This window comes from Micromonospora antibiotica (assembly GCF_017599305.1).
Taxonomy (GTDB): Bacteria; Actinomycetota; Actinomycetes; order Mycobacteriales; family Micromonosporaceae; genus Micromonospora; species Micromonospora antibiotica.
Genome location: NZ_JAGFWR010000011.1, coordinates 22,322 through 46,193, shown reverse-complemented (window position 1 = coordinate 46,193; position 23,872 = coordinate 22,322). Strand labels below are relative to the sequence as shown.

Sequence of the window (23,872 nt, the reverse complement as noted above, 5' to 3'; positions counted from 1 at the left end):
GGCGATGGACCTCGGCGTACTGCGCAGGTGGTGGCCCGTCGCCCTGGTGACGCTGCTGCTGCTCGCCGCCGCGCTCGCCGCCGGGCACTCCTCGATCGGCGCGAGCCGTATCCCGCCGGCCGCCGACAACATCCCGTACGTGCCGGATTACCCGTCCGCCGAGCCGGCCGCGTCGATCCCGATCGAGCCCCGTGCCGACGCCGAGCAGACCCGGGCGAGTGTTCCGCAGTGGATCGCCACGGCGGCGATCGGCCTGCTCGGGCTGGCGATCCTGGCCGCCGTGGGCTACCTGGCCTGGACGCTGCTGCGCGGCGCGCTGCGCCGGACCACCCGGGCGGTGCCCGCCGCGCGGGCCCGGCGTACCGCCGAGGGGACCGCCCGGGAGGTGGTGGCCGCGCTCGACGCCGGCCTGGAGGAGCTGGACGACGCCGACACCGACCCGCGTACCGCCGTCATCGCCTGCTGGGTGCGGCTGGAGGAGGCCGCCACCGAGGCCGGTGTGCCGAGGCGTACCGGGGACACCCCGACCGACCTGGTCACCCGGCTGTTGCGCGGCGACCCGGCCGCCGGCGTGCCCGCCATCGCCAGCGCCGACGTGCTGGACGGCTTCGCCCACGTCTACCGCGAGGCCCGCTACGCCACCCGCAGCGTCGACGCCCGGATGCGGGACCAGGCCCGGGGGGCGCTGCGCCGGCTGCGTGGCGAACTCACCGCCCTGGCCGACCCGCAGGTGCCGGCGTGACCGCCCGCCAGCACACCGCACCCGGTGGGGTGCCGGCGTGACCGCCCGCCACCCGTCCGGCGGGGTGTCGGGGTGAGCGAGTCGACCGGTCTGGACGACCTGTTCCGTTTCGAGGAGGAGCCGTCGGCCCGGTCCGGCCGGGCCCGGGGCGGGCGCGTGCGCTGGCTGTTCCGGCTGCTCCTGACCACCGCCGGGGTGACCGCCGTGGTCCTGGTCGGCCTGCGCGCGGTCGGTCTGCAACTGTCGATCGGCATCGTGGTGGCGGGGGTGCTGGCGGTGCTCACCGTCCGTCGGGTCACCGCCGCGCTGGCCCCGCCGCCCCCGCCCCGCAGCGGGACCCGGACCCCGGCCGGTGAGGAGCCGGGCGCCTACAACTGGGCGGCCCGGGACGCGCTGCGGGCCGCGATCAACGGCTGGGAACGACCGCTGGACTGGTCGTCGGGCAACCAGGAGCGGTTCACCGAGCGGATCCTGCCCCGTCTCGGCGAGCTGGCCGACGAGCGGCTGCGCCAACGCCACGGCCTGACCAGGGAAGCCGATCCGCCCCGGGCCCGGGCCCTGCTCGGGGACCCGCTGTGGAGTTTCCTCGAGACCCCCTCCCGCCGTCCCCCGTCGCCGCGCGACCTCGCGGCGATCGTCGCCGAACTGGAGAAGATCTGATGAACGACGTGGACCGCAGCATTCCCGCCACGGAGGTCGGCCACCTGGCCCGGGCGGTGCTGGACGCGGTCGGCACGGTCGTGGTCGGCAAGCGGGAGTCCCTGGAACTGGTCCTCGCCGGCATCCTGGCCGGCGGGCACGTGCTGCTGGAGGATCTGCCCGGCCTGGGCAAGACACTGACCGCCCGTTCCTTCGCCCAGGCCCTCGGGTTGGACTTCCGCCGGCTCCAGTTCACCCCCGACCTGCTGCCCGCCGACGTCACCGGCTCGTTCCTCTACGACCAGCGCACCGGCGACTTCTCCTTCCGGGCCGGTCCGCTCTTCACCAACCTGCTGCTCGCCGACGAGATCAACCGGACCCCGCCGAAGACCCAGTCGGCGCTGCTGGAGGCGATGCAGGAGAAGCAGGTCTCCGTCGAGGGCGTCACCTACCGGCTCGACGAGCCGTTCCACGTCCTGGCCACCGCCAACCCGATCGAGTACGAGGGGACGTACCCGCTGCCCGAGGCGCAGCTCGACCGGTTCCTGCTGCGGGTGTCGTTCGGTTACCCGCAGCGCGACGAGGAGTGGGAGGTGCTGCGCCGCCGGATGGACCGCCGCCGCGAGGAGGCGCAGATCGAGCCGGTGGTCGACGCCGCAACCCTGCGGGCCATGCAGGCCGCGTTGGAGGACGTGGTGGTGGAGGACTCCGTCGGCAAGTACATCGTGGACCTCACCGCGGCCACCCGGGAACACCCGTCGGTGCTGGTCGGGGCGTCCCCCCGGGGTTCGCTGGCGTTGCTGCTGCTGGCCCGGGTCCGGGCCGTCTTCGCCGGCCGGGACTACGTGGTGCCGGAGGACGTGAAGGAGGTGGCGGCCCCCGCGCTGGCGCACCGGATCACGTTGCGTCCGGAGATGTGGCTGCGTCGGGTCGACCCGTCGTTCGTGGTCGGCGAGGTGCTGGAGCAGACCCCGGCGCCGGCCAGCGGCGCGCTGCCCAGCTACGCGGCCGGCCGGGCCGGGCGCTGATCGTCGTGCCGGACCGTCAGGAGCCGACGGCGGGCTGGTCGCCCACCTGGGCGCTCGGCCGGGCGGTGCTGCTCACCGGGCTGCTGCTGATCGCCGCGGTGCTGCTCGGCCGGGTCGACCTGGTCGTGCTGGCCACCCCGTTCGCGCTCGGCACCGCGTACGCGTTGCGTCGCCGGCCCTCCGCCGCCCCACAGTTGGAGATCATCGCCGAGGACGCCCAGCTGGTCGAGGGCGGTGACCTGGTCGGCGCGGTGGCGGTGGGCAACCCGGACACCGTGCCGTACGACGTGGTGGTGGTCCGGACCCGCGTCTCGCCGTGGCTGTCGGTGCGGCGGGTCGGTTTCGGCGGCATCGAGCTGGATGTCAGCCGCTCCGGCGGCATGGACCGGCCCTTCGTGACGGCGTTGTCCACCGGCACCGCCGTCGATCTGGAGCTGTCCGGCACCGCGCTGCGCTGGGGGCGGCACCCGGTCGGTCCGGCCGGTGCCCGCGCCGCCGCCGCCGACGGGCTGCTGATCTCCCGTGCGGTGCTCACCGAACCGGTGCGGATGCGGGTCTACCCGAAGACCGAGCCGTTCTCCGCGGTGGAGGCGATGCCCCGGGCCGCCGGGCTGGTCGGCGCGCACCACTCGCGCCGGCCGGGGGAGGGCGGGGAGCTGGCCGGGGTGCGGGTCTTCGGGCCGGGGGACCGGCTGCGCCGCATCGACTGGCGGGTGTCGCTGCGGACCCGGCAACTGCACGTGGCGTCGACCCTGTCCGACCGGGACGCCGAGGTGGTCGTCCTGCTCGACGTGCTGGCCGAGGCGGGTCGCTCCGGCGGGGTGGCCGGAGCGGCATCCGTGCTGGACACCACCGTCCGGGCCGCCGCCGCGATCGCCGAGCACTACCTGCACCGGGGCGACCGGGTGGCCCTGCTGGAGTACGGCCCGGCAGCGCGCCGGCTGCGCCCGGCGACCGGCCGTCGGCAGTACCTGACCGTGCTGGAGTGGCTGCTCGACGTGCACGCCGAGTCCTCCCCACACGAGCCGTACGACCAGGTGTTCGGGCCGCAGGTGCTCTCCGCCGACGCGCTGGTGGTGGTGCTCACCCCGCTGCTCGACGAGCGGTCCGCGCAGATGTTGGCCCGGCTGGCCCGGGGCGGACGGTTCGTGGTGGCGGTGGACACCCTGCCGACCGACCTGGCCCCACCCGGCGACCGGGGCTGGGCACCCGTGGCGTACCGGCTGTGGCGGCTGGACCGGGACACGATGATCGCCCAGCTCCGGGAGCACGGCGTGCCGGTGGTGGGCTGGGCCGGCGCGGGCAGCCTGGACCAGGTGCTGCGGGACGTCGCCCGGCTGGCCACCGCCCCCCGGGTGGGTGGCCGGTGAACGCGGTGGACGCGGCCCGGGAGCGGGTCCGGGCGGCCCGCACGGCGGTGCGTCGGGTGGCGCTGCTGCCGTTGCTGGTGCGCGGGGCGGTCTTCCTGGTGGTGCTGGCCGGTCTGCTGCTGGCGTACCCGGTGGAGCTGTTCCAGGCCCGGTCGCTGCTCGCGCTGACGGTGGTGGCGGTGCTGCCGGCGGTGGCCCCGCGCCGGGTCTGGCCGACCTTCGCCGCGCTGGTCACGGTCGCCGGCTGGGTGTTCGCCTCGGCCGGTTACGACCGCCCGATCGCGTTGTGGCGGTTGCTGGCGGTGGCGACCCTGCTCTACCTCGGGCACACCCTCTGCGCCCTGGTGGCCGTGTTGCCCTACGACGGGGTGACCGACCCGAACGTGGTGCTGCGCTGGCTCACCCGGGCCGGCGCGGTGCTGCTGGCCTCCGCGGTGATCGGTGTGTTGCTGACCCAGGCGGGGCAACTCGGCCCGGATGACGGTTTCCAGACCGCCACGGTGGTCGGACTGCTGGTGGCGGTGGGTCTGAGCGGGCTGCTGGGTTGGCTGCTGCGCCGCAGATAGCGCGACGTTGCGCAGCTCACAGGTGTTGTGCTCCGTCACAGATGGGGGTCTCGAGGGGTATTACCGCAGCCGCCCGGGGAAAGATGGATACGTGAATCCGAAGCGGATCCTTGTCGTGGGTGCCGGGCACGTGGGCCTGTACGCCGCTCTGCGCCTGTCCAAGAAGCTGAGCTCCCGTGAGGCCGAGGTCGTCGTCGTCGACCCGCAGCCGCACATGACCTACCAGCCGTTCCTGCCCGAGGCGGCGGCCGGCAACATCTCGCCCCGGCACTCCGTGGTGCCGCTGCGGCGCGAGTTGCGCAAGTGCAAGGTGGTCGCTGGCGCGGTGACCCGGATCGACCACAGCCGCAAGACCGCGGTGGTGCAGCCGATCTCCGGCCCGACCCGGGAGATCCCCTACGACCACGTGGTCGTCGCCCCCGGCTCGGTGTCCCGCACCCTGCCGATCCCCGGCCTGCACGAGCACGGGATCGGCTTCAAGACCATCGGTGAGGCCATCTACCTGCGCAACCACGTGCTGGACCGGCTCGACGTGGCCGCCGCCACGCCGGATCCCGACGTCCGTCGCTCCGCGTTGACCTTCACCTTCGTCGGCGGCGGCTACGCCGGCATCGAGGCGTTGGCCGAGATGGAGGACATGGCCCGGGACGCGCTGCGCTACTACCCCGAGCTGGAACCGGACGACATGCGCTGGGTGCTGGTCGAGGCGACCCAGCGGGTGCTGCCCGAGGTCGACCGGGACATGGGCGCGTACACGGTGCAGCAGTTGCTCAAGCGGAACATGGACATCCGGTTGGACACCCGGCTGGAGTCCTGCGTCGACGGTGTGGTGAAGCTCTCCGACGGTGACAGCTTCCGCTCCGACACCATCGTCTGGACGGCCGGGGTGAAGCCGTCGCCGATGCTGGACCGCACCGACTTCCCCCGCGACGAGCGGCGGCGGGTCACCTGCCTGCCCACCCTCCAGGTCGTCGATGGCGACCGGGTGGTCGAGGGGGCGTGGAGCGCCGGTGACTGCGCGGCCGTCCCGGACCTCACCAAGGAGCCGGGCAACTACTGCTCGCCGAGCGCCCAGCACGCGGTGCGGCAGGCCGCCCGGATGGCCGACAACATCGCCCTGGTGGTCCGGGGCCGGCCTCCTGTCGACTACAAGCACAAGCACGCCGGCAGCGTGGCCAGCCTTGGCCTGCACAAGGGCGTCGCCCAGGTGTACGGCATCAAGATGACGGGCTGGCCGGCCTGGTTCATGCACCGGACGTACCACATGAGCCGGATCCCGTCGTTCAACCGCAAGGTCCGGGTCGTGGTCGACTGGTCGCTGGCCTTCTTCCTCAAGCGTGAGGTGGTCGCGCTCGGTCAGCTGCACGATCCGCGGGAGGAGTTCGCGGAGGCGTCGCAGCCGATCCCGATCACCAGCAGGGCGGCCTGACCTTCGCTCCGACACCGGACGCCCCTGCCCGCCGGAGCGGGCAGGGGCGTTCGCGTCGCCGGGTACGCCGGGGCGACACGGACCGGTTACCGTGGGACTGCACCGCCGCGCATCGACGCGACGCGCTTTCGCCCGGGTGGTGGAACGGCAGACACGGCCGCCTTAAAAGCGGCTGCCGCAAGGCGTGCGGGTTCGAGACCCGCCCCGGGCACCACACACTCTCAGCTTTCCCACAGCGTCCCGGCCGTACCGGCTGCCACCGGGCCGTTTACCCTGGGAGTGCACGTTTGCGTGCGACTGACCCCCTGAGGGAGGCCTGAGACAGTGAAGACCTCGAACCCGGTGCTCGCCCGGCTCGGCCAGGCGGCCGAGCGAGAGCGCTCCGCCGGGTACGCCCAGCCCGGGCCGTACGGTTACGGACAGCCCGGCGTTCCCCAGCAGTACCCGGGTCAGCCCGGTTCCCCGGTCGCCCCGAAGGTGTCCGGCACGATGACCCTCGACGACGTCGTCGTCAAGACCGTCACGCTCCTGGCGATCCTCGGCGTCTCCGCCGCCGCCGCCTGGATCCTGGTGCCGGATTCGGTGCTCGGCGTCGCCTGGATCGGCGCCGCGATGGTCGGCCTGGTCCTCGGGCTGATCATCTCGTTCTCCCGGGTCGCCAACCCGGCGCTGGTCGTCGCGTACGCGATCGTCGAGGGCGCGTTCGTCGGCCTGGTCAGCAAGGTCTACGAAACGGCCTACCAGGGCATCGTGCTCCAGGCCGTGGTCGCCACCTTCGGCGTCTTCTTCGTGATGACCATCCTCTACAAGGCGCGCGTCATCCGGGCCACCCCCAAGTTCGTCAAGGGCATGATCGCCGTGATGGCGGGCCTGTTCGCCGTCATGCTGATCAACCTGGTGCTCGCGCTGTTCGGCGTGAACACCGGCCTGCGCGACGGCAGCCCGCTGGCCATCGGCTTCAGCCTGGTCTGCATCGTGGTCGCCTCGCTGAGCTTCGTGCTCAGCTTCAAGGAGGTCGAGGACGGTGTCCGGATGGGGCTGCCGGCCCGCTACTCCTGGACGGCGGCGTTCGGCATCGTGGTCAGCCTCGTCTGGCTCTACCTGGAGATGCTCCGTCTGATCAGCTACTTCCAGGGTGACGACTGACGCTTTCGCACCCGACGCCCGCCACCGTGCACCCTGCGGCGGCGGGCGTCGTCGTCTACGCACCCCGACCGGGGTGCGTAGACTCGCCGACGATGAGCGCAGCGGAGTTGGGCCGGGCGGTGGACCTGCTGGTCCGTCAGGTGGGCCACTGGCAGCAGCCGCGCTGGGCGGCGGTCGCCGAGGGCGGCAACGTGTCCCGGGCCGACCTGGTGCACAAGCTGGTGCAGGAGGTCGCCGACCTGGCGGCCGACGCGGAGGGTGAGCCCCGGCGGGACGTACCCCGGTTGGCGCACCCGATGGCGCTGCCCGACCAGCTCCGGGTGGTCACGGCGGACCTGGTGGCCGCCGGCCCGCCGGAGGCGGTGCTGGCCGGGGCCGCCGCCCTGGTGACGGCGACCCGCGGCGCGTTGTAGCGGCTCAGCTGAGCCGTTCGAGCACCATCGCCATGCCCTGACCGCCGCCGACGCACATGGTCTCCAGGCCGATGGTCTTGTCGTGCCACTGCAGGGCGTTGAGCAGGGTGCCGGTGATCCGGGCGCCGGTCATCCCGAACGGGTGGCCGACGGCGATCGCCCCGCCCATCACGTTGACCTTGTCCTCGGGGATGCCGAGCTGCCGGTACGACGGGATCACCTGGGCGGCGAACGCCTCGTTGATCTCGACCAGGTCGACGTCGTCGACGGTCATCCCGGCCCGGCGCAGCGCCTGCCGGGACGCCTCGACCGGGCCGAGGCCCATGATCTCCGGCGACAGGGCGGTGACGCCGGTGGAGACGATCCGGGCCAGCGGGGTCAGCCCCAGCTCGTCGGCCCGCTGGGCGCTCATCACCACCACGGCGGCGGCCCCGTCGTTGAGCGGGCAGCAGTTGCCGGCGGTGATCCGGCCGTCCGGGCGGAAGACCGGCTTCAGCCCGGCCACCGCCTCCAGGGTGACCCCGGCGCGGGGGCCGTCGTCGGTGTCGACCACGCTGCCGTCCGGGGTGGTGACCGGGGTGATCTCGCGGGCCCAGAAGCCGTCGGCGATGGCCTTCTCGGCGAGGTTCTGGCTGCGGACGCCGAACGCGTCCATCTCCTCCCGGGTGACGTCGTACACCTGGGCCAGGTTCTCCGCCGTCTGCCCCATCGCCAGGTAGATGTCGGGGAGCTGCCCGGCGTCGCGCGGGTCGGTCCACACCTCGGCGTCGCCCTGCGCGCGGGCCACCGACCGCTGCCGGGCCTCGGCGAAGCGCGGGTTCTCCCAGCCACCGCCGACCAGCGCCTGCGCCTCGGGTGGCAGGGTGTCGGAGTTGCCCCGGGCGTACCGGGAGACCATCTCGACCCCGGCGGAGACGAAGACGTCGCCCTCACCGGCCCGGATCGCGTGCATCGCCATCCGGGTGGTCTGCAACGACGACGCGCAGTAGCGGGTGAGGGTGGCACCGGGCAGCCCGTCCAGGCCCATCAGGGTGGCGACCACCCGGGCCAGGTTGAAGCCCTGCTCGCCGCCGGGCAGCCCGCACCCGAGGTAGAGGTCGTCGATGGTGGTCGGGTCGAGCCCGGGAACCTTGTCCAGCGCGGCCTGGACGATGGTGGCGGCGAGGTCGTCCGGGCGGACCTCGCGCAGGGAACCCTTGAACGCGCGGCCGATGGGGGACCGGGCGGTGGCGACGATGACGGCGTCGCGGGACGACTCAATCGGCATGAACCAACGTTAACTTGACGGTAACTTGGCGCGGAAGCAGCCCGACCAGCGGGAAATGTCACCCGGGCGGCATGCCGGTGGCGGCGTCGACCCCGCCGGCAGCTCGGACCCGCCGGCCCGGGCTACGCCGGCCGGGGTAAGCCGGACCGCGGGGCCACGCCGGACCGCCGGGGCACGCCCGGCCGCCGGGCGGGGTGCGCCGGACCGCCGGGCGGGTACGCCAGACCGTCGGGCCGGGTCCGGGGTCGGTCAGTGCCGGGAGGCGACGTTCGCGGCGGCGACCACCGCCGGCAGCAGGGCGTGCGCCCACACCCGGTAACCGTCGGCGGACGGGTGGAAGCCGTCGTGACACAGCGTCCCGGCGTCGGCCCGGAACACCGGCCCGGTCTCCGTACCCAGGTCGACGACCGTGCCCCCGGCGTCCAGCACGGCGGCGGTCTGTGCCCTCGCGACCCGCCGGCCCGACCACCCGATCACCTGCCGCAGCGGCGGGGCCACCGCGCGCACCGCCCCCAGGTCCGGGCAGGTGCCGACGACGACCTCGACCCGGGCCTCCCGCAGCCGGCGCACCGCCGAGGCGAGGTACGCCGCCGCCTCCAACGGCCGGCTCATCGCCGTGGCGTCGTTCGCCCCGATCAGCACCACCGCCACGTCCGGCCGGTCCCCGAGCAGCGCCCGCGCCACCTGGGTGGACAGATCGGTGGAGCGGGAGCCGGACACCCCCACGCTGGACAGGTGCACCCGACGACCGGTCGGCCCCTCGGCCAGCAGGTAGGCGAGTTGACCGCCGACCGTCTCGTCGAAGCGGCCCACCCCGACACCGAGCGCCGAGGAGTCCCCGAGCAGCACCAGCCGCAGCGGTGGGGCACCGGCCCGGCCGACCGTGGCCCGCAGCGCCAGGCCCAGTTCGGGCTGGGCGTAGTCGCGGTTGCGGGCCGCCACCGCCTGGCCGGCGAGCACCGCCGCCCCGCCGATCGTCCCGGCGACCAGGGAGACCGCCGCGGCCTTACCGAGGCGTACGGCGAGCTCGCCGCCCACGGACCGGCCGGTCATGGCGTCACCGTCGGCAGGTGCACGTCGATGCCGACCGGCGCGGCGTGGCATTCGTGGCACCCGGTGGTTCGCTCACTGTGCTCGCTCATGCCAGTTCCTCCAGTTGGGGTGAGTCGGCGGCGGCACCGGACTGCGGCACCGCGCCGACGCCGAAGAAGGCCCGCCGCCGCAGTTGCGCCCAGCGGCCGGCGGGGCCGCGCTCCCGACCCCGGAGCTGCGCGCCGCTGACCTCCGTGCCGGCGTGCCGGGCTGCTTCCTGGGCGGCCTCGGGCAGCGACCGCACGCCGTCGCTCCGGCCCGGGGCGGGTCGGCGTTCCCCGCCGCCGAGCGCCGACAGTACGGTCGGCAGGAGCGCGGCGGCGGCCATCGCGTACCCCTCGGCGGACGGGTGGAACCGGTCCGAGGCGAACATCCGGGTCGGTTCGGCGGAGAACCGGGGGCCGAGCAGGTCACCGAGGGAGACCGTCCAGCCGCCCGCCTCGACCACCGCGACCGTCTGGGCGGCGGCGAGCTGCCGGCTCCACCGGCGGGCCAACCAGCGCAGCGGGGGTTGGATCGGCTGGATCGCGCCCAGGTCGGGGCAGGTCCCGACGACCACCTCGCAGCCGGCGGCGCGCAGCGCGCGGACCGCGTCGACCAGGTGCCGGACCGCCACGGAGTATGGCGACCGGTTGGTGACGTCGTTGCCGCCGACCATGATCACCGCGATGTCCGGTGCGCATTCCAGGGCGGCCTCGACCTGCGGCCGGAGCCCGGCGGAGAGCGCGCCGACCACGGCGAAGCGGTGCACCCGTACGGCCCGGTGCAGTCGCCGGGACAGCCCGGTGGCCAGCAGCGAACCCAGGGTCTCCCGCCGCCGCAGCACCCCGTAACTGGCGGCGGAGGAGTCGCCGAGGATCACCATGGTCAGCGGTGTCCCGGGGATCTTGGCACCGTAGACGCCGTCGCAGCGCGGCGGTGGGGCCTGCGCCATCGGGATGGTGCGTCGGGCCTGCCGGGCCTGGCCGAGCAGCACCCCGCCGGTCGCGGCGACGGCCGCCGCGGTGGCGCCCGTGCCGATCGCCGCCAGCCGGGCGACCTGTCGGGCGCGATGCCAGCGCGGAACCACCGGTACGACGGAACCAGCCACCCCCATACAGCGACATTATCGCGCCGCGACGGCCCCTCGCTTCCGTCGGGACGGTCGGTTTCCCGGCTGGGCCGCGACGATTCTGGGTACCTGATCCGGTGGCGGGGCCCACCTGCGGTCGCCCCGCCGCAGGTGGCGACGGCTTGCGCCGGACAGTCACGCTGGTCGGTGGAGAGGGGCTGGATGAGATGGGTAGGACATTGAAGCGGACCGCGGCCTTCACGGCGTTGGCCCGGTCGCTGGCGGCGGGTGCCCGGGGTGGCCCGTCGTTGGGCGCCCGGCTGGCGGCGCTGCCCCGGATGATCCGGGCGACCGCCCGGGGCGAGTACGACGGCGGGCTGCGGCTGGCGATGATGACGGCGGCGACGGTCTACGTCGTGTCGCCTGTCGACCTGGTGCCGGAGCTGTTCCTGACCGTGCTCGGCCTGGTGGACGACGCCGTGATGGTCACCTGGCTGGCCGGCAGCGTGCTGTCGGAGACCGAGCGCTTCCTGGAGTGGGAGGCGCGTCGGGCCTCCGTCATCCCCGGTCATGTGACGCTCTGAGGGCACGTACCCTGAGCGACGAAGGACCGTCTGCCAGGCCGCCGTCGCCGGCGCCGCAACGAAGGGCACAACGAGGTGCAGTACTACGACAACGTCGTCGACCTGATCGGCAACACCCCGCTGGTACGACTGCGCAACGTCACCGAGGGCATCAGCGCGACCGTGCTGGCGAAGGTGGAATACCTCAACCCCGGCGGCTCGGTCAAGGACCGGATCGCGCTGCGGATGGTGGAGGACGCCGAGGCTGCCGGGCTGCTCAGGCCCGGTGGCACCATCGTCGAGCCGACCAGCGGCAACACCGGTGTCGGGCTGGCCCTGGTGGCCCAGCTCAAGGGCTACCACTGCGTCTTCGTCTGCCCCGACAAGGTCAGCCAGGACAAGCAGGACGTGCTGCGCGCGTACGGGGCGGAGGTGGTGGTCTGCCCGACCGCCGTCGCCCCGGAGGACCCCCGCTCCTACTACAACGTCTCCGACCGGCTGGCCCGGGAGATCCCCGGCGCGTGGAAGCCCGACCAGTACAGCAACCCGGCCAACCCGCGCTCGCACTACGAGACCACCGGCCCGGAGCTGTGGAAGCAGACCGGGGGCGGGCTCACCCACTTCGTCACCGGGGTCGGCACCGGCGGCACCATCACCGGCATCGGGCGTTACCTCAAGGAGGCGTCCGAGGGGCGGGTCAGGGTGATCGGGGCGGACCCGGAGGGCTCGGTCTACTCCGGGGGCACCGGCCGGCCGTACCTGGTCGAGGGTGTCGGTGAGGACTTCTGGCCGGCGACGTACGACCGGGAGGTCGCCGACGAGATCATCGAGGTGTCCGACAAGGCGTCCTTCGAGATGACCCGGCGGCTGGCCCGCGAGGAGGGGCTGCTCGTCGGCGGCTCCTGCGGGATGGCCGTGGTGGCGGCGCTGGAGGTGGCCCGTGCCGCCGGCCCGGACGACGTGGTCGTGGTGCTGCTGCCGGACAGCGGCAAGGGCTACCTGTCCAAGATTTTCAACGACCGGTGGATGGCCCGGTACGGCTTCCTCGACCACCCCGGCACCGAGCCGACCGTCGCCGACGCGCTGGCCGGTAAGCCGGGTGGCCTGCCCGAACTGGTGCACGTCCACCCGACCGAGACGGTCCGCGACGCCATCGACTACATGCGTGAGTACGGCGTCTCCCAGCTCCCGGTGCTCAAGGCCGAGCCGCCGGTGGTCACCGGCGAGGTGGCCGGCTCGATCGCCGAGCGGGACCTGCTGGACGCCCTGTTCACCGGTCAGGCCCACCTGCACGACACCATCGAGCGGCACATGGGTGACCCGCTGCCGATGGTCGGTGGCGGTCAGCCGGTGAGCGAGGCGGTGGGCCTGCTGGAGAAGTCCGATGCGGCGTTGGTGCTGGTCGATGGCAAGCCCAAGGGCGTGCTGACCCGTCAGGACCTGCTCGCCCACCTCGGCGCACGCTGATCCGACGCCGCTGCGGGGCCCCTTCCGACGGGAGGGGCCCCGCAGCGTGTCCGGGCCGGTCGCCGTGGGGGCGACCATTCACAGCACGGGCACAGGGGCAGCACAGAGGGCATCCGAGCAGCCTCCCTACGGTCGGGGTGAGCCGAGAGGCACCGACCACGGGAGGAACGACATGCGACACGACCTGGACCACCATGAGGGGCAGCGGGTCAGCCGTCGGCGGCTGATCGCGGGGGTCGGCTCGATCGGGTTGGCCGGCCTGCTCGCGGCCTGCGGCCGGGACAGCGGCACGGTCACCACGTCGACCGGCCAGACCGTGTCCCCCCAGGCGACCGCCAGCACGTCGGCCGACCTGGCCGCGCTGTTCGGCGCGGCGAACACCTGCACGTTGACCGCGAGCACCACACAGGGCCCGTACTACTTCGACGCCGACAAGATCCGCAACGACATCCGGGAGGACCGGGCGGGCACCCGGCTGCGGGTGGCGATCCGGGTGCAGGACAGCGAGCAGTGCGGACCGTTGGCCAACGCCGTCGTGGAGATCTGGCACTGTGACGCGGCCGGCCTCTACTCGGGGGCCGAGGCCCAGTCGTCCGGGGCCTCGGGCGGCGGCGCTGCGCCCGGCGGCAATCCGCCCGGCGGCGCGTCGGGTGGCACCCCGCCCACCGGCACCCCGCCAGGTGGTGGGGCGGCCCCGGGTGGCGGCGGCGCGGGGTCGGCGGCGGACCTGACGCCGACCGACGACAAGCGCTACCTGCGCGGCGCCCAGGTCACCAACGCCGACGGGATCGTCGAGTTCACCACCATCTGGCCGGGCTGGTACCGGGGCCGCACCACGCACATCCACGCGATGGTGCACCTGGGCGACGACCGGGTGCTCACCACCCAGATGATGTTCGACGAGGCGCTCAACACCCGGGTGTACGCCGACGCGCCGTACGCCGCGCACACCGGGCGGGACACCTTCAACGACAACGACAACATCTTTGCCGAGAGCATGCTGATGAAGGTGGTCGAGGACGGCGACGGGTATCTATCGGTGATCAACTTCTCGGTCGACGCGGACCGGGACGGCACCTGACGGTCAGCAGCCGGGCAGCTGGCGGGCGTAGCGCAGCTGCGGGGTGCGGGCGGGGCCGATCCGTTCCTCCCGACGATCGCCGGTGGCCCGCCAGCCGCCGCGCTCGTAGAAGTGCCGGGCCGCGGCGTTGCTCTCCAGCACCCACAGCACCGCCCGACGCCAGCCCCGGGCCCGCATGGTGTCCAACGCGTCCACCATCAGCGCCCGGCCGGTGCCCCGGCCCCGCTCGGCCGGGTCGAGGTGGATGGCGTTGAGCAGCCCGGTCGCCGGGTCGCCCCCGTCGTCGGGGCCGAGGTAGCTGAACCCGACCAGCCGGCCGTCCCGCTCGGCCACCGTCATCAGGTGCTCGTCGCGTTCCCACGTCCACCGCTCGACCCAGTACGCCCCCATCGCCTCGGGCGTCGGGTCGGCCAACGCCTCGGGCGGCAGGAACGACGAGTAGGCCGCGATCCGGGACCGCTGGTGCAGGGCGCCCACCGGCACCAGGTCGTCGGCGACGGCGGGACGGAGCGTGACGGTCACCCGGCCGAGGCTACCCGCCGGGGCGGGACCGGCACGGTGGTCAGGTCCTCGGCGATCACCAGTTCCCCGGTGAAGTGCTCGCGGGCCTCGTCGTGGAAGCGGCGCGGGTCGGCGTACCGCTGGGAGAAGTGGGTGAGCACCAGGGTGCGTACCCCGGACTCGGTGGCGACCCGGGCGGCCTGGCCGGCGGTCAGGTGGCCGACCTCGGCGGCGAGCGCGGCCTCCGACGCCAGGAACGTCGACTCGATGACCAGCAGGTCGGCGTGTTCGGCGAGGGCGTACACCCCGTCGCAGAGGCCGGTGTCCATCACGAAGGCGAACCGCTGCCCCGGCCGGACCACGCTCACCTCGTCCCGGGTGACGCGGCGTCCGCCGACGTCCAGGTGCCCGACGCGCAGCAGCTCGCCGACCGCCGGCCCACCGATGCCGTACGCGGACAGCCGCTCCGGCAGCATCCGGCAGCCGTCCGGCTCGACCAGCCGGTAGCCGTACGTCTCGACGGGGTGCCGCAGCCGGCGGGCCTCCAGCGTGCCGACGCCCAGGGTGATCCGTTGCCCGTCGGCGGTGATCGGCTCGACGGCCAGCTCGGCGGTCTCGTGGAAGCTGCTGGCGTGCCGCAACCGGGCGAAGTATTCCGCGCCTCCGGCGGGGAAGTGCACCGCCACCGGGTGCGGTACCCGGTCGAGGGAGAGCCGTTGGATGGTGCCGGGCAGGCCGAGGCAGTGGTCGCCGTGGAAGTGGGTGACGCAGATCCGGGTGAGGTCGGTGGCGGTGACCCCGGTGTGCAGGAGCTGGCGCTGGCTGCCCTCGCCCGGGTCGAAGAGGATCACCTCGTCGTCCCAGCGCAGCACGTAGCCGTTGTGGTTGCGCAGCCGGGTGGGGGTCTGGCTGGCCGTGCCGAGCACCGTCAGCTCGCGCATGGACACCGCCGGCCTCCTCCGGAGACGAAGCGACCCCCGGGGCTTCCGTGCTCGCGCACGGGCCGACTGGACTGGGTCGGCACCCCGGGGGTCGGGTGGCTGTCGTGGTTTCGCCGCACCGCTGCCACACGGTCTCGACGATCATGCTTGGTCGTTCACTGTCGAGGACAGCGGCTAGCGGACAGCCACCTCACGAGTCCGATTGCTATACAAGTCTGGACCACCTCCTTTCCCGTGTACCGCCACGCTACCCACTGCACCCCGGGTGCCGGTAGTGATTTTTGGCGCGATCCCGCAGACGGCGTCATGCCGGCCGGGAGGGTCGTCGGCCGGCGACTTTTGCTCAATTCGGCGAAAGTTCGTGCTCGTCTGGCCTATCTTTCGCCTGAAGTGAGCATTACTCTCTGCCCCACAGTGGCCACGTCACGCCGCTGCCGCCCGAGTCGTCCCCTCGGTCGCTCCCCCCGTGAGGTGAACCATGCCCGTTTCGTCCACCACCCGCAGGAACACCCGACGATGTCTCACCCTCGGCCTGGTCGGTGCGCTGGCCGTCGCCACCGGCCCGGTCCACCCGGCGACCGCAGCCGCCCCGACCACGCCCCGGCCGTCCACCGCCACCGGCGCGACCGTGGCGAACCCGGTGGTCGCCGGGCCGATCGCCCGGACCACCCCGGTCGGCGACCCCGGCCACGGCTACCCGTTCCTCGCCACCGACGTCAACCTGGCCGCCGCCGGCTACGTCGAGGAGGAGTTCTTCCTCTTCGGCACCGCCACCCGGTACGCCGTGCAGGGCACCCAGAACGCGACCACCCTCGGCACCGACCAGCCGTACGGCACCCGGCTGGTGGTCCGCCGGCCGGCCAACACCACGAAGTTCAACGGTGTCGTCATCGCCGAGTGGAACAACGTCAGCAACCAGTGGGACCAGGAGGTCGACTGGTTCCAGTCGCACGAACACCTGATCCGCTCCGGCTACGCCTGGGTCGGGGTGTCCGCCCAGCGGGCCGGGCTGCACTCCGCCACCGGGCTCAAGGCGTGGAGCCCCACCCGGTACGGCCCCCTGGACGTCACCGTCGGCGGCACCGTCACCGACGACAGCCTCTCGTACGACATCTTCAGCCAGGCGGTGAAGGCGGTCCGCAACCCGACCGGCGTCGACCCGCTGGGCAAACTGCCCGCCCCGCAGTACGTGATCGCCACCGGCCACTCGCAGTCGGCCGGCCGCCTCGCCAACTACTACAACGGCGTCCAGCAGTCGGCGAACGTCCTCGACGCGGTCGTCCTGCACGGCGGTGGCGGGGTGCTGCGCACCGACCTGACCACACCGGTGTTCCGGATCAACTCCGAGGGGGACGTGGCCAGCGGCATCCTGCCCGCGGCGGCCCGCGCCCAGGCCGACTCGCCCGCCCTGCGCTCCTGGGAGGTGGCCGGCGCCTCGCACGGCGACTGGAAGCTGATCACCGACTACGGGCCGCTGCGCAAGCGGGACATCGGCAGCTACCCGGGCGGCTACCCGGGCGAACCGCAGACCTGCACGCTGCCCTCGCTGTCGCGCGTCCCGCAGCACATGGTGCAGAACGCCGTCTACGACCACACCGTCGCCTGGGTCGCCCGGCAGGTGGCCCCGCCGAGCGCCCCGCCGATCCAGACGACCACCACGACCCCGCCGGCCATCGCCCGCGACGACCTCGGGCTCGCCCTCGGCGGCATCCGGCTCGCCCAGCACCAGGTGCCGCTGCGGGTCAACAGCGGCAGCAACACCGGACCCGGCTTCTGCTTCCTCGACGGCAGTTCGGTGCCGCTGACCGACGCGCAACTCGCCACCCGCTACCCGACCGTCGGGGCATACGTGGACGCCAGCGTCGCGGCGACCCTCGCCGCCGCCGACGCCGGCTACCTGCCCGCGTCGTTCACCCGTGACCCTGCCTGGTACTCCGACCTGCGGTACCTGATCGCGGAGTACGTCGCCGCCGGCCGGATCACCGAGTACGTGGCGGCCCGGCTGACCGACCGGCTCCAGCGGGCCGAGCAGGCCGGCACCGCCGGCAACGCGGCCCGCGCCGGTGAACTGCTGGCGCAGCTGGCCGACCGGGCGCGGCAGCGGATCACCGGTGACCCGGCAGCCCGGGACGCGGTGCTGCGACCGACCGAGGCGCTGATCGCGCTCCTGCACGCGGCGGACCGCCGCAACCGGTGACCCGTCCGGGGTGGCCGGTGCGAAGGCGTCGGCCACCCGCCGGGGAACGATCGACCCGGCCGGTGGGTGGCGGGCGCGACGCGGGCCGCCACCCACCGGCGACGTGACCGCCGGCCGGGCCGGTGGTCAGGGCTGCGCGGAGCCGGTCAGTCGATGCCGATCGGGCCCTCACGGGGGCCGTCCTCGTTGGCCGGCTGCACCGCCAGCGACGGGAAGTCGGCCAGGTCGCCCTCCGGCTCGGCGTCCCACTCGGGAAAGACCAGGTCACTCTGGAGATAGAGGCAGAGCAACTGGGTCAGGTGGGCCAGGCCGTCCAGGTGGGTGCGCTCATGGCCGTGGGTGGCGTCCACCCCGAAACCGAGCAGCGCCACCCGGGCGTGCGCGCCCGCCTCGACCGCCGCCGCCACGTCCGAGCGGTAGTAGTCGAAGACGTCGCGGACCAGGTCCACCCCGTGCTCCCGGGCGATGGCCGCCAGGTTGCGGGTCAGGTGGTAGTCGAACGGGCCGACCCCGTCGCCCATCGCCAGGGTCGCCGCGTCCTCCCGGGACTGCTGGCCCGGCGCGACCACCGCCGCGTCTACCGAGACGATCTCGGCGACGTCCGGGTCCAGGCCGTGGCTGGCCCCGTGGCCGATCTCCTCGGTCACGGTGACCAGCAGGTGGGCGGTGACGGTGGGGGTGATACCGGCGTCCACCACCGCCTTGAACGCGGTCAGCACCGCCGCCACCCCGGCCTTGTCGTCCAGGTGCCGGGACTTCACGTAACCGGACGGGGTGATCATCGGGTTCGGCAGGAACGCCACGAAGTCGCCCGCGTCGATGCCCAGCGCCCGCAGGCCGGCGATGTCCTCGACCGGCTCGTCGACGCGTACCTCGACGTGCTGCCAACCGACGCCCTGCAGGTCGACGTCGTCGTTGTAGCGGTGCCCGCTGGCCTTCAACGGCAACACCTGCCCGGTGACCACCCGGTCCAGGTCGTCGGTGAAGATCCGCACGTGCGCGCCCTCGGCGAACCGGGCCGAGTGGGTGCCGATGGTCTTCAGCTCCAGCCGACCGTTCTCCTTGAGCCGCTTGACCATCCCGCCGATGGTGTCGGTGTGCACCACGATCGCCCGGTCGGCGCCGGTCTGCCGGGGGCCGGGCAGGCAGGCGCTGAGCGCCCCCCGCCGGGTCAGCGTGGACGGGATGCCCAGCGCGGACAGGCGTTCCCCCACGTACTGCTGCACGTGGTCGGTACGCCCCGACGGGCTGGGGATGTCCAGCAACTCCACCAGCACCTGGCGCAGGTAGTCCAGGTCGATCTCCAGGGGCTTGAGGCTCACGCGACCCCTCCGGGCCCGGCCGGGCTCCAGAGGCGCTGCGGGGCCCGGGTGCCCGGGAAGAGCAGGTCCACGAAGCGCTCGGCGGTCGGCTGGGGCTCGTGGTTGGCCAGCCCCGGCCGCTCGTTCGCCTCGATGAACACGTGCTCGGGCTGGTCGGGGGCGGGGACCAGCAGGTCCAGCCCGGTCACCGGGATGTCCAGGGCCCGGCTCGCCGCCACGCAGGCGGTGGCGATCGTCGGGTGCAGTTCGGCCGTCACGTCGTGGATTGTGCCACCGGTGTGGAGGTTCGCCGTCCGGCGCACCGCCAGCACCCGCCCCTCGGGCAGCACGTCGTCCATCCGGTGCCCGGCCTCGGCCACCACCTCGCGGGTCATCTCGTCGACCGGGATGCGGGACTCCCCGCCGGTGGCGGCGGCCCGGCGTCGGCTCTGCCGCTCGATCAGCGCGGTGACGTCGTGCACGCCGTCACCGGTGATCTGCGCCGGTCGACGTACGGCGGCGGCCACCACCTCGTGGTCGATCACGATTACCCGCAGGTCCTCGCCCGCGCGTAGCTCCTCGATCAGCACGTCGGGGCAGAACCGGCGGGCCAGCTCGACGGCGGTGGCCAACGCCTCGGCGGTGCGTACCCCGACGGTGATGCCGTTGCCCTGCTCGCCCCGGGCCGGCTTGACCACCACCGGCCCGACGTCGGTGAGGAAGGCCAGGTCGTCGGCGTCGCCGGTGGCGGTCCGGCCGCGCGGCACCGACAGGCCCGCCTCGGTGAGGATGCGCCGGGTGACCCGCTTGTCGTCGCAGCGGCTCATCGCCACCGCCGAGGTCAGCTCAGACAGCGACTCGCGGGTGACGATCGTCCGGCCGCCGTTGGTCAGCCGCAGCTCACCCCAGTGCGCGTCGGTGACCTCCACCCGGATGCCGCGTCGCATCGCCTCGTCGGCGACGATCTTCGCGTACGGGTTCAGCTCGTCGTAGCCCGCCGGGGTGGCCGGCAGGAACAGCCGCTCGTTGATCGGGTTCTTCCGCTTGACGCAGAGCGTCCCGGTGCGGTGGAAACCCAACCGCTCGTAGAGCCGGATCGCGCCGGAGTTCTCGGCCAGCACCGACAGGTCGACGAACGCCCGGCCCCGCTCGTCGAGCCGGTCGGCCAGCTCGGTGAGCAGGGCCTGACCGGTGCCGGGCGGCGCGGTGTTGAAGTCCACGGTCAGGCACCACAGGCTCGCGCCGTTCTCCCGGTCGCCGAAGACCGCCACGTGGTCGACGCCGGTGATGGTGCCGACGATCTCCCCGGTGCTCGCCTCGGCCACCAGGTGCAGGAACCGGTCGGTGCCGGCGTTGTCGACGAGCACCTCCACCGGCGCGGTGACCATGCCGTTGCGGGCGTAGATCCGGTTCACCGCGTCCGCGTCGTCGGCGTCGCGCAGCGGCCGGACGACCAGCCCCGGGATCTCCATCCGCCCGGTGGCCTCCGGACGGCGCTCACCCAGCGGCAGCCGGTAGGTCAGCGACGGGTCGATGAACAGCTCGTCGGGCAGCCGGGACACCAGCACGTGCGGGTCGCGCAGGTAGATGCAGATGTCCCGGGCGCCGGCCGCCTCGGACCGCAGCACATGGGCCACCGCCACCTGCTCGTGGAAGGTCTGGCCGAACACCAGCCGCCCCCAGCCGCAGTCCAGGACCACGTCGGACGGCCCGGCCGGTTCCCGGCGCGGCTCCGGTGCGGTGGCCGGCGCGACCGGGTCACCGCCGGGGCCGATGCGTTCCCGGCGGCGGCCGAGCACCCGCTCCCGGTCGGTTCGGGCCGTGCCGGTCGCGAGGGTCTCGTTCACGGTCAGTCGATTCCGTGGCTCTGGAGCCACATTTCCAGGAGTCCCAGTTGCCACAGTTTGTTTCCGTTCAACGGGGTCAGTTCGGCGTTCGGGTCGGCGAGCAGCGCATTGACGTAGTCGGCACGGAACAGGTCGCGGCGGCGGGCCTGCGGCGCGGTGAGCGCGTCGCGGACCCGGTCGAGGAGCTTGCCCTCCAGGTGGGTCAGGCCGGGCACCGGGAAGTAGCCCTTGGGGCGGTCGATCACCTCGTGCGGCAGGACCCGGCGGCCGATCTCCTTGAGCACACCCTTGCCGCCCTGGGCCAGCTTCAGCTCGGGCGGGCAGCTCGCCGCCAGCTCCACGAACTCGTGGTCGAGGAACGGCACCCTGGCCTCCAGGCCGTGCGCCATGGTCATGTTGTCGACCCGCTTCACCGGGTCGTCGGTGAGCATGACCTGGGTGTCGATCCGCAGGCCGGCGTCGACGGCGGTCTGCGCCCCGGCCCGGCCCAGGTGGGCGGCGACGAACTCGCGCGCCGGGTCGCCGTCGGCCAGCCACGCCGGGTTGAGCACCCGGGCCAGCCCGGCCGCGTCCCGGTCGAAGAACGCCTTCGCGTACGAGTCGAGGGCCTGCTCCCGGTCGATGCCGGCCAGCGGCGGGTACCAGTGGTAGCCGCCGAGGATCTCGTCCGCGCCCTGACCGGACTGGACCACCTTGACGTGCTTGGAGACCTCCTGGCTCAGCAGGTAGAAGGCGACGCAGTCGTGGCTGACCATCGGCTCGCTCATCGCGGCCACCGCCGCCTCCAGCGGCGGCACCAGGTCACCGGCGGCCACCTTGAGCTGGTGGTGGTCGGTGCCGAACGTCTTGGCCACCAGGTCGGAGTAGACGAACTCGTCGCCCTCCCGCCCGCCGACGGCGTCGAAGCCGATCGAGAAGGTGGACAGCCCGGAGCGGGTCTGCCCCTCGCCGGCCAGCAGCGCCACCACCAGGCTGGAGTCCAGACCGCCGGAGAGCAGCACGCCCACCGGCACGTCGGCGACCATCCGCCGGCGTACGGCGGTGGTCAGCGACTCCAGCAGGGCGTCCTCCCAGTCCCGGGCCGACCAGTCGGCGCGCGACGCGTCCCGGGTGAACGACGGGTCCCAGTAGACCCGCTCGTGGGTGCGGCCGTCGGGCTCGTAGACCCGGACGGTGGCCGGGGGGAGCTTGGCCACGCCACGCAGGATGGTGCGCGGCGGCGGCACGATGCTGTGGAAGCTGAGATAGTGCGACAGCGCCACCGGGTCGATGGTGGTGTCGATCCCGCCGCCGGCCAGCAGGGCGGGCAGGGTGCTCGCGAACCGCACCACGCCCGGCGTCTCGGCCAGGTAGAGCGGCTTGATGCCGAGCCGGTCCCGGGCCAGCACCAGCCGGCCGGTGTCCCGCTCGGTGATCGCGACGGCGAACATGCCGATCAGGTGGTCGACGAAGTCGAGCCCCCACTCGGCGTACGCCTTGACCACCACCTCGCTGTCGCCGGAGGAGAAGAAGCGGTGGCCCAAGGCCAGCAACTCCTGGCGCAGCTCTCGGTAGTTGTAGATGCAGCCGTTGAACACGCCGGTGAGCCCGGCAGCCGGGTCGACGATCGGTTGCCCGCTGGCGGCGGAGAGGTCGATGATCTTCAAGCGGCGGTGCCCAAGAGCGGTGGCCCCCTGTGACCACACTCCGCTGTCGTCGGGCCCCCGGTCACTCATCGTGGCCGCCATGCGTTCCACCGCCGACACATCGGCCCGGGAACCATCACGCCGGAACTCTCCCGCAAGTCCGCACATGCCAGCCAATGCTGCCAGAGGTTGTTGCAGTTCGCCTGTTGAGACGATGACGAACGTGTGACAGCTTGCTACGATGCGCCGTCACCGACGGTGGTTGCCTGTCATGGTCTCGATTGCTGCCCGCCCGGTGACGGATGCCGGAAATGCGCCGGGCCCACGGTGTGAAGAACACCGCAGACCCGGTCACCGCGCCAGGGTCAGCCGGCGGTACGGGCCACCCCGACCGGGCAGCTCAGCCCGTTCGGGCCGTGGTTGCAGTAGCCGTTCGGGTTCTTCGTCGGGGCCAGATACTGTTGGTGATAGTCCTCGGCGAAGTAGTAGTCGCCCAGCGGGGCGATCTCGGTGGTGATCTCACCCTTGCCGGCCCGCGCCACGATCGGCGCGAACGCGTCCCGGGACGCCTGCGCGGTGGCCAGCTGCTCGTCGCTGGTGGTGTAGATCGTCGAGCGGTACTGGCTGCCGACGTCGTTGCCCTGACGCATGCCCTGGGTCGGGTCGTGGTTCTCCCAGAACACCTTGAGTAGGTCCTCGTAGCTGATCACGGTGGGCTCGTAGACCACCTGGACCACCTCGGCGTGCCCGGTCATCCCCGAACACACCTCCTCGTACGTCGGGTTGGCGCTGTAGCCGCCCGCGTAGCCGGCCGACGTGGTCAGCACCCCCGGGAGGGTCCAGAACAGCCGCTCGGCGCCCCAGAAGCAGCCCATGCCGAAGACGGCGACCTGGGCACCCTCCGGGAACGGGCCCTTCAGCGACGACGGCAGCACCTCGTGCCGGTCCCCGATCGGCATCGCGATCGGGCGGCCGGGCAGGGCCTGGTCGGGGCTGATCATCTCGGCCTTCATGCGGCGAAGGAACACGGTGGAACTCCTCTCGTACCTCTCCCCGCATGTAACACCGGCGGGCCCGGCTTCCTTACCCGCTGCGTCCCGGCTCTCGCCCCCGGGCCCCGCCGAATGTCGGCGGGTCTCAGGCCAGGGCGGCGGCGACCCGCCCGGCGTAGGAGTCGGCCTCGGCGTCGTCGGCGTAGCGGGTACGCGGCCAGAAGAAGCCGCGCAGGCCGTCGCCCTTGGTCCTCGGCACCACGTGGGTGTGCAGGTGCGGCACCGACTGGGACACCCGGTTGTTCATCGCCACGAAGGTCCCACCGGCCCCCAGACCGGATTCCACGGCCGCCGCCAGGCGCTGCACCAGCCCGAAGTAGCCGGACAGGTCGGCCGTCGGCAGATCGGTCAGGGTGACCAGGTGGGTGCGGGGCACCACCAGGACGTGCCCCTTGAACACGGGCCGGGTGTCCAGGAACGCCACCCCGTCCGGCTCGTCGGCCACCCGGAACGCCGGCACCTCCCCGGCCACGATCTGACAGAACACACACCCGCTCACCCGCGCAGCCTAAAGCCCTGCGCGCCCGCCCACCACGCGGAGCGGACGCCGCCGG

22 protein-coding genes and 1 tRNA gene are annotated in these 23,872 nt (G+C 73.1%); 13 read left to right on the top strand and 10 right to left on the bottom strand.

Going from position 1 to position 23,872, the window contains the following annotated elements; genetic code table 11:
• Window positions 1–4: 4 nt before the first annotated feature.
• From JQN83_RS19325 to JQN83_RS19285, 9 genes are all read left to right on the top strand, one after another.
• Window positions 5–742 (top strand): DUF4129 domain-containing protein, encoded by a 738-nt coding sequence (locus JQN83_RS19325; RefSeq protein WP_208568658.1) that lies wholly within the window; start codon window positions 5–7, stop codon window positions 740–742.
• Between the two features lie 72 nt (window positions 743–814).
• Window positions 815–1,402 (top strand): hypothetical protein, encoded by a 588-nt coding sequence (locus JQN83_RS19320; protein WP_208568541.1) that lies wholly within the window; start codon window positions 815–817, stop codon window positions 1,400–1,402.
• Complete coding sequence (locus JQN83_RS19315) at window positions 1,402–2,409, top strand: AAA family ATPase (protein ID WP_208568540.1); 1,008 nt, start codon at window positions 1,402–1,404, stop codon at window positions 2,407–2,409. Before JQN83_RS19320 ends, JQN83_RS19315 begins: the two co-directional genes overlap by 1 nt.
• Window positions 2,410–2,414: 5 nt before the next feature.
• Window positions 2,415–3,779, top strand: a complete 1,365-nt coding sequence (locus tag JQN83_RS19310) for a DUF58 domain-containing protein (protein WP_372444071.1) — start codon at window positions 2,415–2,417, stop codon at window positions 3,777–3,779.
• Window positions 3,780–3,784: 5 nt separating this feature from the next.
• The gene (locus tag JQN83_RS19305) at window positions 3,785–4,345 is read left to right on the top strand and encodes a hypothetical protein (protein ID WP_208568656.1); all 561 of its coding nucleotides are present in this window, start codon (window positions 3,785–3,787) and stop codon (window positions 4,343–4,345) included.
• 91 nt (window positions 4,346–4,436) lie between these two features.
• Window positions 4,437–5,774 (top strand): NAD(P)/FAD-dependent oxidoreductase, encoded by a 1,338-nt coding sequence (locus tag JQN83_RS19300; RefSeq protein WP_208568539.1) that lies wholly within the window; start codon window positions 4,437–4,439, stop codon window positions 5,772–5,774.
• Window positions 5,775–5,904: 130 nt separating this feature from the next.
• A tRNA-Leu gene (locus JQN83_RS19295) sits at window positions 5,905–5,988 on the top strand.
• Window positions 5,989–6,098: 110 nt separating this feature from the next.
• Complete coding sequence (locus tag JQN83_RS19290; RefSeq protein WP_208568538.1) at window positions 6,099–6,920, top strand: Bax inhibitor-1/YccA family protein; 822 nt, start codon at window positions 6,099–6,101, stop codon at window positions 6,918–6,920.
• Window positions 6,921–7,012: 92 nt separating this feature from the next.
• Window positions 7,013–7,333 (top strand): hypothetical protein, encoded by a 321-nt coding sequence (locus JQN83_RS19285; RefSeq protein ID WP_208568537.1) that lies wholly within the window; start codon window positions 7,013–7,015, stop codon window positions 7,331–7,333.
• 4 nt (window positions 7,334–7,337) lie between these two features.
• Here the strand turns inward: JQN83_RS19285 and JQN83_RS19280 are convergent, their stop codons facing one another.
• The 3 genes from JQN83_RS19280 to JQN83_RS19270 all read right to left on the bottom strand — a co-directional run bounded on the left by JQN83_RS19280 (window position 7,338) and on the right by JQN83_RS19270 (window position 10,788).
• Window positions 7,338–8,600 (bottom strand): acetyl-CoA C-acetyltransferase, encoded by a 1,263-nt coding sequence (locus JQN83_RS19280; protein ID WP_208568536.1) that lies wholly within the window; start codon window positions 8,598–8,600, stop codon window positions 7,338–7,340.
• Window positions 8,601–8,849: 249 nt separating this feature from the next.
• Window positions 8,850–9,653 carry an SGNH/GDSL hydrolase family protein gene (locus tag JQN83_RS19275; protein WP_208568535.1) on the bottom strand — a complete coding sequence of 268 codons (804 nt, stop codon included), beginning with the start codon at window positions 9,651–9,653 and terminating at the stop codon, window positions 8,850–8,852.
• A gap of 85 nt (window positions 9,654–9,738) precedes the next feature.
• On the bottom strand, window positions 9,739–10,788 hold the full coding sequence (locus JQN83_RS19270) for an SGNH/GDSL hydrolase family protein (protein ID WP_208568534.1): 1,050 nt from the start codon (window positions 10,786–10,788) through the stop codon (window positions 9,739–9,741).
• Window positions 10,789–10,970: 182 nt separating this feature from the next.
• On the opposite strand from JQN83_RS19270, the gene JQN83_RS19265 reads away from it, so the two are divergent.
• The 3 genes from JQN83_RS19265 to JQN83_RS19255 all read left to right on the top strand — a co-directional run bounded on the left by JQN83_RS19265 (window position 10,971) and on the right by JQN83_RS19255 (window position 13,854).
• Complete coding sequence (locus tag JQN83_RS19265; protein ID WP_204928292.1) at window positions 10,971–11,327, top strand: YkvA family protein; 357 nt, start codon at window positions 10,971–10,973, stop codon at window positions 11,325–11,327.
• Between the two features lie 75 nt (window positions 11,328–11,402).
• On the top strand, window positions 11,403–12,773 hold the full coding sequence (locus JQN83_RS19260) for a cystathionine beta-synthase (protein ID WP_208568533.1): 1,371 nt from the start codon (window positions 11,403–11,405) through the stop codon (window positions 12,771–12,773).
• A gap of 172 nt (window positions 12,774–12,945) precedes the next feature.
• Window positions 12,946–13,854, top strand: coding sequence for a dioxygenase family protein (locus tag JQN83_RS19255; RefSeq protein WP_208568532.1), 909 nt, complete (start codon window positions 12,946–12,948; stop codon window positions 13,852–13,854).
• A 3-nt stretch (window positions 13,855–13,857) separates the two neighbouring features.
• Here the strand turns inward: JQN83_RS19255 and JQN83_RS19250 are convergent, their stop codons facing one another.
• Together JQN83_RS19250 and JQN83_RS19245 are read right to left on the bottom strand one after the other, a co-directional pair.
• On the bottom strand, window positions 13,858–14,376 hold the full coding sequence (locus JQN83_RS19250; protein ID WP_208568531.1) for a GNAT family N-acetyltransferase: 519 nt from the start codon (window positions 14,374–14,376) through the stop codon (window positions 13,858–13,860).
• Entirely contained in the window at window positions 14,373–15,302 is a 930-nt protein-coding gene (locus JQN83_RS19245) for a ribonuclease Z (RefSeq protein ID WP_208568530.1), read from the bottom strand. The genes JQN83_RS19250 and JQN83_RS19245 overlap by 4 nt, the downstream gene beginning before the upstream one ends.
• A gap of 472 nt (window positions 15,303–15,774) precedes the next feature.
• On the opposite strand from JQN83_RS19245, the gene JQN83_RS19240 reads away from it, so the two are divergent.
• A complete protein-coding gene (locus tag JQN83_RS19240; protein ID WP_208568529.1) occupies window positions 15,775–17,493 on the top strand; it encodes an alpha/beta hydrolase domain-containing protein in 1,719 nt (572 codons plus the stop codon).
• A 146-nt stretch (window positions 17,494–17,639) separates the two neighbouring features.
• Here the strand turns inward: JQN83_RS19240 and JQN83_RS19235 are convergent, their stop codons facing one another.
• The 5 genes from JQN83_RS19235 to JQN83_RS19215 form a co-directional block, all read right to left on the bottom strand.
• The gene (locus JQN83_RS19235) at window positions 17,640–18,815 is read right to left on the bottom strand and encodes an osmoprotectant NAGGN system M42 family peptidase (protein ID WP_208568528.1); all 1,176 of its coding nucleotides are present in this window, start codon (window positions 18,813–18,815) and stop codon (window positions 17,640–17,642) included.
• Window positions 18,812–20,641: an N-acetylglutaminylglutamine synthetase gene (gene ngg, locus JQN83_RS19230; protein ID WP_208568527.1), complete on the bottom strand. Its 1,830-nt coding sequence runs from the start codon at window positions 20,639–20,641 to the stop codon at window positions 18,812–18,814. Before ngg ends, JQN83_RS19235 begins: the two co-directional genes overlap by 4 nt.
• A 2-nt stretch (window positions 20,642–20,643) precedes the next feature.
• Complete coding sequence (locus tag JQN83_RS19225; protein ID WP_208568526.1) at window positions 20,644–22,434, bottom strand: N-acetylglutaminylglutamine amidotransferase; 1,791 nt, start codon at window positions 22,432–22,434, stop codon at window positions 20,644–20,646.
• 197 nt (window positions 22,435–22,631) lie between these two features.
• On the bottom strand, window positions 22,632–23,294 hold the full coding sequence (gene msrA / locus JQN83_RS19220; RefSeq protein WP_208568525.1) for a peptide-methionine (S)-S-oxide reductase MsrA: 663 nt from the start codon (window positions 23,292–23,294) through the stop codon (window positions 22,632–22,634).
• Between the two features lie 109 nt (window positions 23,295–23,403).
• Window positions 23,404–23,817 carry an HIT family protein gene (locus tag JQN83_RS19215; RefSeq protein WP_208568524.1) on the bottom strand — a complete coding sequence of 138 codons (414 nt, stop codon included), beginning with the start codon at window positions 23,815–23,817 and terminating at the stop codon, window positions 23,404–23,406.
• Between the last annotated feature and the right edge of the window lie 55 nt (window positions 23,818–23,872).